Consider the following 12,581-nt stretch of genomic DNA (forward strand, 5'->3'; position numbering starts at 1 on the left):
TAGTCACTTTGAATAGCTATGAAATTCTCAATCCTGCTGCCTCCAACACGATCTCCAAAATGACCTGTCGGTGCCCGCCATATAGCGGGCAGGTTGACTTGACATATAGCCATAGCCACACACATTGACTCACACACGCAATCAGATTTTATGTTGAAAACTTCCTAATCCTAATCATATGACAAGATCACTACTACTATGTATGCTAGGGTGGATAGCCATATGCGCTACCGCACATGGTTATCCGCTGTCGCCACCCTCGGCGTCGGTCCTATCCGACGAAGCACCTCTCTTTCAGAATTCAACAATAACAGGAACCGTAAGCGATGAAGTCGGCGCTCCTCTTCCCGGCGTAAACGTAATCGTAAAGGGAACATCCAACGGTACCACTACTGACGCAGATGGTAAGTACAGCCTCCGCCTGGAAGGAGACCAGTCTTCAGCAGTACTCGTATTCTCCTTCATAGGCTTCAAGCCTCAGGAACTGGCCGTCGGAGGACAGAGCAAAATCAATGTAAGCATGTCAGCAGATCTTGCTGAACTTACTGAGATCGTTGTCGTCGGTTACGGTACACAGGAGAAGAGAGACGTAACTTCCTCGATCTCTTCGATCAGCGGTGAAGCCATCACAAAGGTATCTACTGGTAATGCCATGGATGCTATGAAGGGACAAATAGCCGGCGTGGACGTACTATCCACCGGCGGTCGCCCCGGCCAGTCACCTCAAATTGTAATTCGCGGACGACGATCACTAGCAGCATCGAATGATCCCCTGTTCGTTATTGACGGTATCCCCATGACCGCCGGAACACAAACCATCAGCGACTTCAACCCGTCAGACATCGCTTCTGTAGAGGTATTGAAGGATGCTGCTTCGCAGGCTATCTATGGTTCCCGCGGATCAAACGGCGTCATCCTTATCACCACAAAACGGGGTAAGCCGGGCGAAGTATCCGTGAACTTCTCAACAACTTATGGCGTAACGCAACCCTTCAAAACGATACCCATGATGAATGGTGAAGAGTTCGCCGCCATGAAGCGCGAAGCAAACCGACTTGATGCAAAAAATCAAACAGGCCGCACAGCATGGGGTGACGTAGGCTCCACTATCCCTTCCGATGCAGCAGTCTTTAACGATGCAGTCGAATACAATTCCGTTGTTAACGGACTGTCTACTGACTGGCAGGACCTGATCTATCACAGCGGGTCCCAGTTAAATCAACAACTAAGCTTGTCGGCAGGTACGGAAAAGTCTTTGATCCGTATGTCCTTCGGTAACTTCAAGGAGAAGGGTATCGTTGACGGCACAGATTATACGCGGTATTCAGGTCGCATAAATGCCGATCAGGACATTGGCAAATACTTCCGCGTAGGTATGTCCGCTATATTTTCACGGGCGATTCAAAACTACGGATCCAACGGTGTGATACCAGAGGCGGTAAATCAATCACCGCTCGGCTTGCCCTATGATGCTAACGGAAATCTCATCTTCCTCCCTATCTCTGACGGTATCCGGTCAAACCCTTTGAACGAGTTGGTACCAGGCAAGAAGATCGATGAGCGCAAGACTGATCGTATCTTCAGCTCAGCATACCTGGAAGCAAAGATCACGAAAGGCCTCACTTACAAATTGCTGTTTGGTGTAGACGTTCAGAACTACCAGCAGGGTATTTTCGATGGCCAGTTCACCAACAGCAGAAAGAACGGTACACCAGCCGCATCACTGATGAAGGGCCAACAGTTTGGCTACACGCTGGAAAACCTCCTTACCTACAGCAAAGAATTTGGTGACCATACTCTTGGTCTGACAGCATTACAAAGCGCGGCCAGCCAGCAATATGAGTTTGGAACGACTGCAGCGCAGAACCTTCCATACGAAACTATGAAGTGGTACAATCTGGGACTGGGAACAATCACCAGCTATTCTACCCGCTTCCTGGAATATCAATTGTTGTCTTATATGGGGCGTGTCAACTACTCATATAAAGGCAAGTACTTATTACAGGCGAGCATGCGATGGGACGGATCTTCACGTCTCGCACCTGGAAACAAGTGGGCGAGCTTTCCGGGTATTTCAGCAGGCTGGCGCATTAAGGACGAGGGCTTCATGTCCGGCGTGAGACCGATCAGTGAATTGAAACTTCGTGCTTCCTATGGTGAAGTGGGTAACACATCAGTACTGCCTTATCAAACCCAGGGCACACTCACGGGAACATTCTACGACTGGAACAACGTGGATGCACGTGGTTTCCGCCTCGATCAGATTGCTAACCCCAACCTGAGCTGGGAAGTGTCACAATCCTTTGACGTCGGCGTCGACTTCGGATTTTTCGAGAACAGACTCACTGGTTATTTTGATTACTATCATACGTCAACTGGCACTTCACTGCTGTTAAATCGCCAGTTACCTCCAACTTCGGGTTACGCTGCCATTCTGCAGAACATCGGCGGAACACAAACCGAAGGTTATGAAGTAACATTGAACGCAACCATCCTTGATTTACCCAACAGTCTGAAATGGACGGCCGAATTCAACCTCGGAAGTTTGAAAGAAAAGATTGTCGATCTCGCACAACGCGGACCTGATGGCGAAAAGAAGAATGATATCGGTAACGGATGGTTCATTGGTCAGCCCATTCGCGTGTTCTATGATTACGAAAAGATCGGTATCTGGCAGACTGAAGAAAAGGATGCGGCCGCCGGCTTCAAGCAGTATCCAGGCGAAATTAAAATCAAGGATCAAAACGGAGATGGCAATATCGATCTGACCAATGATCGCAAGATTATTGGCAACGATGTACCAAAAGCTTACGGTGGCTTAAGCAGCAAAGTGGAGTTTAAGGGAATTGATTTTTCCTTCTTCTTCTACTACCGTCTTGGCTTCATGATCAACAGCCAGTTCAGCAACGACCAGGCGACTATGCAGGCCAGATATAACAACCTTAAGGTTGACTACTGGACAGTCGACAATCCAACGAACAACTATCCTCGTCCGAATAAGAATCAGGAGAGCATTACTTATGGCTCCAGCCTCAACTACATGGACGGCGGCTACATCAAACTGCGTACTGTTACGTTGGGTTACACACTCCCTGCGAGCTTAACTGAAAGGATATACACGAAGAAGATCCGTGTTTACGCTTCTGCACAGAATCCTCTGGTGTGGTCAAAGTACAAGTTGTTTGATCCTGAAAGGGCCGGCAACGTGACATCAGGCGAAATGCCATCTACTACTTTGTATATGGGCGGCATCGAGATCGGCTTCTAATGAACATTCTAAAGCATTCCAACATGAAAAAATATATTTCAACAGCGGTTTCAGTCACCCTCGTGATCGTCGCCATGGTTGCGCAGTCGTGCAGCGACTATCTTGACGAAACACTGGTGTCCGACGTCACCGCAGCAACCTATTACAAAACGGCTGCGGGTTATGAAGACGCCGTAGATGCTACCTACACTTTTCTTCGTGAAATTCACAGCGAGGAACGGGCATGGAGTCTTTCCGTATTTGGTACCGACACTCACACAAATGGAGCTGACGGTGGATACAAGTCATTTAACTGGTACGATAACGGATTAAACTCGTCAGTTGATATTCTCCTGCAGCAGTGGACATTCCTGTACCAGGGTATCAACCAGGCCAACGCTGTCGTTGGTCGTGCCGAGTTCGTTGAAGGAATGGCTGATGACCTCAAGCTTCGCCGCCAGGCTGAAGCCCGGTTCTTAAGGGCCTTTTATTACTTCTATCTCGTTCAGACCTGGGGCAACGTGCACCTCTCATTGGAAGAAACAATGGAGGCACAAACTTCAGCAAACTATACGAATGAAAGTGACATCTATGCGCAGGCAATCATTCCCGATCTTGAGTTTGCAATCGCCAATCTGCCGAATTCACAATCTGACTATGGCCGTGCAACAAAACCTGCTGCTCAGTTTCTACTGGGTAAGGTTTATTTGACCCGCAGTTACAAGTCATTCGCCGACGGCGGTGACGCTGCTAAAGCTAACGAGCTTTTCACACACGTGATCGATGACTACGCTTTCTCCCTGGTGCCATCACATGCTGACCTCTTTAACCAGGATAAGCAAATAAACCCTGAGGTAATCTGGGCAGTTCAGTACTCTACAGACATCATCCTGAACGGAGGCGACAACTCAGTCGGTAATCGCGGGCACCTCTATTTCGGTATGGAATACGATGTGCAACCCGGTATGATCCGCGACATCGCCAACGGTCGCCCATTCAAGCGCTTCAGACCGACGGAGCACATGCTCGACGTTTGGGCTACTGAACGTGTCAAAGATCAGCGCTATGATGATAACTACAAGAGCGTATGGTATTGCAATGATAACCGCACTTCAGGTAATGGTATCCCGCTGTGGAAACAAATTCACGTAGACAAGGGTGCAAAGAAGGCGGACGGAAGTTTAGTAACTGCTGCCGACATTGGAAAGCGCAGGTTCGCCATCGGCGATACAGCGATTTATGTTCCCGGACCCGGTAAGGATGCTAAGTGGCTCGGCGATGAAAAGCTAAAGGTGCGCTATACCGTCGTTACTAGAACGAAGGCAAGCTATCCAGGCAGCACTTTACCAACAAACGATCCGAACTTCTATCCTTCTGATCCCTTCTTTTACAATGAACGTTTATTCCCGGTGATCAACAAGTTTCTCGATCCCAGACGCCCTACCATCCAGTGGGAACGCGGTTCGCGTGACTGGTTCTCGATGCGTCATGCAGACACGTATCTGTTGCGCGCAGAGGCACGCTTAAAAATGGACCAGAAAGCTCTTGCTGCCGACGACATAAACAAAGTACGTACGCGCGCTGCTAAACCTGGCAAGCTGGCAGAAATGCTGATCACACCCGATATGGTGGACATCGATAGAATTCTTTTCGAGCGCGCTCTTGAATTTGATGCTGAACAGGTGCGTTGGTTTGACCTCACCCGTACAGGCAAACTTATCGAGTACGTCAAGAAGTGGGGATCATCAGCCGGGGCAACCAACATTAAAGATTTCCATATTCATCGTCCGATTCCTCAGGCGCAAATCGACAGAGTTATCGGCGGCTATCCTCAAAATTCCGGATACTGATATGATGACGAATTGAAAGCTAAGATTACACGCACCTGATTTCTACGGGTGCGTGCAATTGCGCAAAGAGATTACAACCTAAACCTCTTAAATTGAAAACCCCTGGCACTGTTTGGTATGCCAGGGGTTCTTTGTTTTTGCCAGTTTATCCGACGTGGACAAACAGCATGATGCAAATGTGATAAGTTTTTTGACTGGTAGGTATCTGCTCCAATGATTTATTTTTTTCATTACAAGCATCCTGTAACAAAATGGTCTGGAGACGGCATTCTCACAACTTTACGTGTGTCACCATCAAATGAATAATTGTTACAACGAGGTGTTGCGAAGTACTTTCTCGTGACCTTTTCATATTTTGGTGCTCCTCCTTATGAATCCGACCTGCCAAAATTGTGATCATCCTCTCGACGAATCCTATGGCTATTGTCCCGGATGTGGTCAAAGAACAAGCCTTCGCCGACTCCGGTTGATGGAGATCATCGGCGATTTCTGGATGCAGTTCACAGATATCGACAAAGGTTTCTTCACTTTACTTCGGTCGCTCGTTATTCAGCCTGGAATAGTGGCGCGCGAGTACATAGCAGGTAAAAGGAAAAAGCACTTCGGGCCATTGAACTTTTACCTGATCGTGGGAACACTCCTCATACTTTCAATGAATGTAACGGAGTGGATACACGCCAACGGTACACCTTCAAAAGCAACGGCGGGTGCATCCACTCAAAGCAGCCCGGGCGACACCGGCGTTACCAATCCCTCCACTCAGTCACACTCCAAAGGTTCACAAAACATCCCTGCAGACAGCATCGGGTCACCATCTGCCAGGATGAAAAAAATAAACACCAGAAGAATGGCAGCCACCTCATTCTGGAAACAATACTCAGATCTTGTATCCATCGCAGCTGCACCATTGCTATGTGTTTTCTTCTGGATGTTTTATCGCAGCGCCGGATTCAACTACACAGAGCTGCTCGTTGCCTGCTTCTATATGATGGGTTTCACTAATCTTGTATTTGCTGTCATCGTCTCGCCTATCAGTTCGTCTCTTGCCTCGATGGGATCATACAAGGCTAATTACATGGTAACCGGAATCTTCAAACTGTTCGAGATTCTCTACTTCACCTACTTTTGTTTTCAACTTACCACTGGACTTGTACGTCGCCCTCTTTTGCGCGCATCCATTGTTTCAACGCTGGTGGCCGTGTTTTGGGTCGTGCTGACTTTTGCACTGATGTCTGTTTATATCACAACAGGCTTTGGACTGGATTAATACTTAGATTAACTGCACCACCTGGCTCAGGTCTTTATTGTCGTCCCTCTGTCCCTGTCATACATCTTCCGGATTTGCAGAGCGAAACTCAGCAGGAAAAGGATGCCGAGAACGATATAGAATATCATTGGCGACACGGACCACTTGCTGACAAAAAATGTCCCAAGCAAAATAAAGCATCCACTGGCAAGAAATGATCCTACCCCGGATCCGACAACATACATGATGTACTGAACACCAACTGCTTTTATGATCTTCTTGTCTGCGAGGATTGCTGTCCATCCCAGCCAAAAGGGAAGCTGCACAGGATTCACGATCATAATGACGAAACCGAGGATTAACGGTGACGCATCATCGACAATCATTGTATCCGGTTGTTGATGAACGCTGAATGCTGCAATGAAACATCCAAGCGCAAAAATGAATAGCACAACTAAAGAAGTCCACTGAAGCACGTTTGCCATGTTTTTGAATCGCAGCATTCTGTCGACAAGAATGAGACTCGCGGATACGGCAACCAATTCCGCCAGCAAACAGCCAACAGAAAACCAAACAGCAGACGCAGCACCGGATTCTGTAGCAAGACGGATAGTCATCAGGTTGGTGGTGCCAGGTGGCAATGAGCCGAGAAAACTCAATAACACGGCAATACAAAACAACCTGGGATTATCAATGCGCGTCGCCGACTGCTGGTTGACGAGCCCGGTGAAGAATTTTATAACCGATAGGTTTGAACGCATAGTTATTGGATTTTTCGGCTGAGCAGGCAGTCATGCCCACAATGAGATCCATCTCGGCCTGAATGCAAACATAGTCACCGGCTGAACTTAGTGGCGGGCGTACGTCTATCCTTCCGGTTGTGCCATCCACATCCACGTGCATGAAGATATTGAAGCAAACTGGTATCTGATCCGGCTGTATTCCATACGGTGCCAGTGCTTCAACCAGGTTGCCAAAACAGCCGCGGTGAGGTTCCTGATGACCATAAATGATTCGGAATGTATCCTTGCTGCAAGGCGTCAGCAGAAAGTCATGACGCCCCACCGTATCTTCACTCATTGTGAACATCACATTGCTTCTGTTCGAATAGAATCGGTGACCGGTAGTAAGAAAAATTGTGTCGGCATAATCGATCGTGCGCCCGGATGAAAGATACTCGCGCGTATCGTGCAGATTAAAGCAAACAAAGTCCGATACCTGTTCGCCTTTTATATCAGTAACCAGAAGCTGATCTCCTTTATTCAGGATGAACGCCGCCCCTGTTCTCGGAGGAATAACAATCATCTCTTCAATGCCTCGAGATGAAAGGGCATTTCCAGTTATTTCCATTTTGTATTCCGCTGTATTGAATTGCTTCCGACGATTCGCCGAAGTCGGTCAGCATTGGGTTCACAGACCCTGCATAAGACATGTCCCGCTGACGCACGGCGCGTTTTAGTGAATCGTACTTACCACGACTGCGCAGTTTTTCAAACTGAGCGTGAGGATTGAACACGATGGCCGGATGCGCAAAACGCCGCGCAGGTCGTAAACTATCCGCATGAAGCCCAATAACATAGAGCGCCTCAGACTTAATTGAAAAACCAAAGTTCCTCGCAGTGGGGTCGTCTGAGACACGAAGATCATACGCGAAGTTATCGCCATCAATGTCGGCAAGTGCCTGCAAACGGGTCCACAAACAACGATCGAAGTCTGCCTCAGTAAAATGCAATGGCGATTGAAAGATTATTGCAGCGCTGCAAAGCAAGCCATCCGACAGCCTGTACATGTCGATAAACTCATAGAGAAAGTTTATGATGCGCTTATCGTCTTCGTCACTTCTCATGTCAGCGACAACTAGGCTCCTGAGGTTATCTTTCGCCAGCACAGCTTTCGCACCAACACACGGATATGCCGGTTGACCTACCATACGAACGAGGTCTCCTACATAGTCTTCAATCGCAGGGTTGACTTCCATTGTCATACGATTTCAGAATTAGTTGAGATGGCCCTGGAATAGCGCTCAGCAAATGAGGCGAATTCGGCAGGTACTATTACGGTTTCTACCGAATCGCAAAACTCGAAGCTTTCATCGAGTACCTTGAGCAGTCGCATGTGGCGCCCTGCATGATTTATAAAATGCCTTCCTGATTCATGATGCCAGACTGGAATGCCCTTCTTCCTGTTTGCTTCTGCAATTCGAAACAAAATCCCCCAGTGCTTAACCAGTACACTGCATGCAGAGAACAATCCAAAGCCACCACTATATACATGATGTGGTTCAGCTCCTGCTCCATTGTATTCGAGTATGCTAAAATTGCGCCCTGCCTTCAGATCTTCGATCGACCGGCATTTCACATCATAACGGCCATAGTAGAAATTTTTTGTATAGCGGCTGATGTCATCAAAAACTTTTAGAAGACTGCTATCATTCTCATTCTCGAGATTTACGAGCCGCCCTCCACGACTGAGGTTCAACGCATGCGACAATACATAAGGCTCGCCGTTTGGCACCACCCAGCTGAGTTTACTTTCGTGCTTGCTGAACAGCTCAGCACGACGATATCGCGCACGCGGATAGTCACCAATGAGCTGCCTGAGCGTTTTCACGCCGTCACCAACAACCTGCATATATTCCTTCTTCACAAAACCTGTAATGCGTCCGGAGTCTTCACCAGGCATGCGATAGTAAAACACACTTACTTCAATAGGATAGTCGATATATTCCTGAAGAACATAAGGCACGGGCATTGAACGGTGATACTGTTTGAAATGATCCAGGGATTCGATCTTGCGGAACATCAGACCCATTTGCCCGACATCCGGTTTGGCAACAATGGGAAATTTGAGGCCATGAGAGCATCTCAGGTTATCCAGCTTATCGACCGGGAAATCCGGCGTCACAAGTGCCGTTGAAGGATAAGTTCCTAACGGCAACTGTTTGTATATGGCAAATTTGGATTCGCCGACGAAACCACCAAATGTGATTGTAGGGTTCGAAGGAGTAAAGAACCAGAAGGATCGGGCCTTCAAACAATACCAAAGCCACGCAGGTCCGATAAGGATATACTTGGCGAACCAGTGCCACACTTCCCAATGTCCGAGGTAATAAAGCAGTCTTGAAATCATTTGATTAGGTTGCCCAAAACATATGCCATGGGCAAACCCCTCAAACGACCCGCTATTTTAAGTCAAACGGGAAGCTATCTGATAATAAAGTGGGGAGTTATGTTCCCACATTGCCTCTACTGAATGAGGCAATGTGGGTGTCGGCCTACTGATTGGCCGCGCGCTTGTCCGTTACAGGTTTAAGCTCATATTCCTTCGGTGGCTCTACCCCTTTCAGGTACCGGACAAAGTAATCCCATCTTCTGCGCATCATGTAGTAAGTATCCTTACCGAAACCATGGCGCGCGTTAGGGAAAATGATGAGATCGAAGTCTTTGTTAGCGCGCTGGAGCGCCTCCACCACGAGATAAGTGTTATAGGGCGGAACGTTGTCGTCAACATTGCCATGTGCAAGTAACAGTTTCCCTTTAAGATTTTTAGCCTGAAGCTGATTCGCTTGTTCTTCGTAATTACTTGATCCGCTTTCACCCTGTCTGATCAATCCATTATAGCGTTCTCCCCAATCGTCTTCGTAGTTTCGATTGTCGTGATTGCCTGATTCAGATATTCCCACTTTAAAAAAGTCAGGGTAACGAAACATTGCCGCTGCTGTCGCAAAGCCGCCACCGGAATGCCCCCAAATGCCCACACGATCAAGGTCCATGTAGGGATACCGTTGTGACAGCTGTTTCATTCCGGAGATCTGATCTTCCAGCGTGTTGTCCCCCATGTTTCCATAACATACATCATGAAAGGATTTTGAACGTCCCGGATTGCAGGTGCCTTCAAGTTGAACAACTACGAAGCCAAGTTCTGCAAGCGCCTGACAATCGATACGCGACGGTGAGAATTCCCTTGATCCTACACTTCCGCCCTGTGGACCCGGATAGATGTAATTGACAACGGGATATTTTTGAGTCTCTGACAAATTTGAAGGCGTGTACATGAGACCATAAAGATCCCACCGCCCGTCACGCGACTTTACCGTGAAGGGTATGGGCGCCTTCCAACCTGTTTGCTGAAGTCTTGAAACATCACACTTCTCGAGCGTGGTGATCAGTTTGCCTTTCATATTACGTAATACCACCGTTGGTGCGACATCGGGCTTCGAATACGTGTCTATGAAAAAGTTTCCATCTGGTGAAAGTTGAATCCTGTGTGCTCCGTCTTCAGGTGTAAGTAACTTGATACTCTTGCCTGCAAAGTCTACGCTATAGAAGTGACTGAAGTACGGATCGCCTGGCTCTCTGCCCTGTGCCTCAAAGTAGATGATGCGGTTCTTAGTATCGACAAGCAATACGCGGTTAACAACAAAGCTTCCTTTTGTAATTTGATTTTTGAGCTTGCCTTTTTCATCATACAAATACAAATGACCCCAATCATCGCGCTCACTGTACCAAATGAATTCCTTTGATGAAGGCAGATACCTCCAGTTGATTGAACCGCGACCAGATTCGTATTGCGTTTGCACCGACTCCTCCATGACATCCGAAACCTCTCCAGTTGCTGCATCGGCAACACGAAGTTTGGCTATCTTATGATCACGACTCGACGACACGAACGCAAGCTTCTTACCATCCGGGCTCCATTCGTTATCATCGAATGCACCGGAACAGCTGATGTCATCGCATAATGTTGCTCGCCTTGGGTCCGGCGGAATATTCAAGGGCACTACAGTTTTATTTTCCACGTCGATGATGACACGATGGAGTCGGATAACATCTTCATCTCCGGGAATCGGATACTTCCACGCCTGAAGTTTAGGTTCTCCAACTTTAGTTTCAACAAGGTACATGTCACTTACATGACGCTGGTCCTGTCTGTAGGTTGCAATTTTCTTTGAGTCTGGTGACCACAGGACGACCGGACGATCACTCTTACGCCAGCCGGCGTTATCTGTTGCGTAGCCAAAATCCTTGATGCCGTCGGTGGTGAGCTGTGTTTCCTTCTTTGATAGCGAATCACGCAGCCACAAATTCCAGTCGCGAATGAATAAGACGTGCTTCCCATCAGGAGAGGCCACAGTAGAGCTCGTGCCACGGCCACGCTGAACACCCCGGGTTTCTTTTGCCCATTCAGCCCGCGTCGCCGACGTCTGACGACTACCGTCTTTTGGATTGATCAGAACATATTCAGAACCACCAGGAATAAGCACACGATACCAGAACTTGCCATCGGGCATCCAGTTAGCCTGTACAGAACTGCGGTCAACAAGCGGAGCGGTGCGATAAGATAAACGGCTTTCAGCGCGGGCATAATCGTCGGTTGTTACCGACTGCGATTGTGCAACAAGAGGAAGGATGCTGCAACAACATATAATTACGTTGAAGCAAATAGTAAGACGACTCATAAGTCCAGGTTAATTACGACCGCGAATATGCCGGAAAAAGCTGGAGGTGCAAGTCCTTTCGAGCGAAGCCACGAAATTCATGATTGATGGTATTGGCTCACCCATTTTGCTGTTACCAGTAACTGCCCGACATGTCGTTGCGAATGTTCAGCTGCATGAAAAATCAAGCCTATCATGTTTGTAGGAATTTGCTTTCGACCAATTCCACGGGGGGCGAGCAATTCGTCCGATGGGGTTAATCGCAATTGCCCAAGCGCCACATCGACCTGATCTTTAAATCTCGCGACCAGTGCAAGAGCTGTTTCATCGCCAGGCTGGCCTTCCCGCTCCAGGTCTTCCAGCTGTTTTTGCGAAAGGGTAGCACCTCTGGCGTAGGAAAGCAAACGATCAACGACACCGCTGAGATGCCTGAGATGGAAACCAACGGATGCCATACCCGCAGGTTTTGTCCACAGGAGTTTGTCATCAAAATCCTTTATGATCGTTTCAACTTCTTCCACTGACTGCAATAACGCATGCGCTGCTGGCTGGAGTAACGCCGGCACTTCAGGTACTGGTCCGCGCATCCATACTTCTGGTTTCTTCATACTCATCAGGCGATTTATTGAGAATTGACAATTATGACAGGTCTTGTCAGGCACGCAATTGCCAATACTCTTACATTGTTTTACAATGTTCTAAAGTTATCAAATATGCATGCATAACCTGCATAACCCAATTATCGTTCAATCCATATTGGTTCTTACTGTTCCGTTAAGTGGTGATGGCTGGTAATCATTT

General features: G+C 47.9%; 9 protein-coding genes. 3 read left to right on the forward strand and 6 right to left on the reverse strand.

What is annotated here, in order from left to right; genetic code table 11:
- Positions 1–178: 178 nt before the first annotated feature.
- The 3 genes from WBG78_RS22155 (at position 179) to WBG78_RS22165 (ending at position 6,364) form a co-directional block, all read left to right on the forward strand.
- Positions 179–3,268 (forward strand): SusC/RagA family TonB-linked outer membrane protein, encoded by a 3,090-nt coding sequence (locus WBG78_RS22155; RefSeq protein WP_337328683.1) that lies wholly within the window; start codon positions 179–181, stop codon positions 3,266–3,268.
- A gap of 23 nt (positions 3,269–3,291) precedes the next feature.
- A complete protein-coding gene (locus tag WBG78_RS22160; protein WP_337328684.1) occupies positions 3,292–5,097 on the forward strand; it encodes a RagB/SusD family nutrient uptake outer membrane protein in 1,806 nt (601 codons plus the stop codon).
- 469 nt (positions 5,098–5,566) lie between these two features.
- Entirely contained in the window at positions 5,567–6,364 is a 798-nt protein-coding gene (locus tag WBG78_RS22165; RefSeq protein WP_337328685.1) for a DUF3667 domain-containing protein, read from the forward strand.
- Between the two features lie 26 nt (positions 6,365–6,390).
- On the opposite strand, the gene WBG78_RS22170 is transcribed toward WBG78_RS22165, so the two are convergent.
- From WBG78_RS22170 to WBG78_RS22195, 6 genes are all read right to left on the reverse strand, one after another.
- Positions 6,391–7,104, reverse strand: a complete 714-nt coding sequence (locus tag WBG78_RS22170) for a LysE family transporter (protein WP_337328686.1) — start codon at positions 7,102–7,104, stop codon at positions 6,391–6,393.
- The gene (locus WBG78_RS22175; protein ID WP_337328687.1) at positions 7,034–7,693 is read right to left on the reverse strand and encodes an urea carboxylase-associated family protein; all 660 of its coding nucleotides are present in this window, start codon (positions 7,691–7,693) and stop codon (positions 7,034–7,036) included. Before WBG78_RS22175 ends, WBG78_RS22170 begins: the two co-directional genes overlap by 71 nt.
- Positions 7,653–8,327 (reverse strand): guanitoxin biosynthesis heme-dependent pre-guanitoxin N-hydroxylase GntA, encoded by a 675-nt coding sequence (gntA, locus tag WBG78_RS22180; protein ID WP_337328688.1) that lies wholly within the window; start codon positions 8,325–8,327, stop codon positions 7,653–7,655. The genes WBG78_RS22175 and gntA overlap by 41 nt, the downstream gene beginning before the upstream one ends.
- Positions 8,324–9,472, reverse strand: a complete 1,149-nt coding sequence (locus WBG78_RS22185; RefSeq protein ID WP_337328689.1) for a hypothetical protein — start codon at positions 9,470–9,472, stop codon at positions 8,324–8,326. The genes gntA and WBG78_RS22185 overlap by 4 nt, the downstream gene beginning before the upstream one ends.
- 145 nt (positions 9,473–9,617) lie before the next feature.
- Positions 9,618–11,801 carry a S9 family peptidase gene (locus tag WBG78_RS22190; protein WP_337328690.1) on the reverse strand — a complete coding sequence of 728 codons (2,184 nt, stop codon included), beginning with the start codon at positions 11,799–11,801 and terminating at the stop codon, positions 9,618–9,620.
- Positions 11,802–11,878: 77 nt separating this feature from the next.
- Entirely contained in the window at positions 11,879–12,388 is a 510-nt protein-coding gene (locus WBG78_RS22195) for a DinB family protein (RefSeq protein ID WP_337328691.1), read from the reverse strand.
- Positions 12,389–12,581: the final 193 nt, after the last annotated feature.

The organism is Chryseolinea sp. T2 (assembly GCF_037203685.1).
In the GTDB taxonomy this organism is placed as follows: domain Bacteria; phylum Bacteroidota; class Bacteroidia; order Cytophagales; family Cyclobacteriaceae; genus Chryseolinea.

What these genes read in the sequence shown, in the direction of transcription:
- WBG78_RS22185 (WP_337328689.1), bottom strand. Translation starts at nt 9,472, where the DNA reads ATGATTTCAAGACTGCTTTATTACCTCGGACATTGGGAAGTGTGGCAC.
- WBG78_RS22170 (WP_337328686.1), bottom strand. Translation starts at nt 7,104, where the DNA reads ATGCGTTCAAACCTATCGGTTATAAAATTCTTCACCGGGCTCGTCAAC.
- WBG78_RS22160 (WP_337328684.1), top strand. Translation starts at nt 3,292, where the DNA reads ATGAAAAAATATATTTCAACAGCGGTTTCAGTCACCCTCGTGATCGTC.
- WBG78_RS22195 (WP_337328691.1), bottom strand. Translation starts at nt 12,388, where the DNA reads ATGAAGAAACCAGAAGTATGGATGCGCGGACCAGTACCTGAAGTGCCG.
- WBG78_RS22165 (WP_337328685.1), top strand. Translation starts at nt 5,567, where the DNA reads ATGGAGATCATCGGCGATTTCTGGATGCAGTTCACAGATATCGACAAA.
- WBG78_RS22190 (WP_337328690.1), bottom strand. Translation starts at nt 11,801, where the DNA reads ATGAGTCGTCTTACTATTTGCTTCAACGTAATTATATGTTGTTGCAGC.
- gntA (WP_337328688.1), bottom strand. Translation starts at nt 8,327, where the DNA reads ATGACAATGGAAGTCAACCCTGCGATTGAAGACTATGTAGGAGACCTC.
- WBG78_RS22175 (WP_337328687.1), bottom strand. Translation starts at nt 7,693, where the DNA reads ATGGAAATAACTGGAAATGCCCTTTCATCTCGAGGCATTGAAGAGATG.
- WBG78_RS22155 (WP_337328683.1), top strand. Translation starts at nt 179, where the DNA reads ATGACAAGATCACTACTACTATGTATGCTAGGGTGGATAGCCATATGC.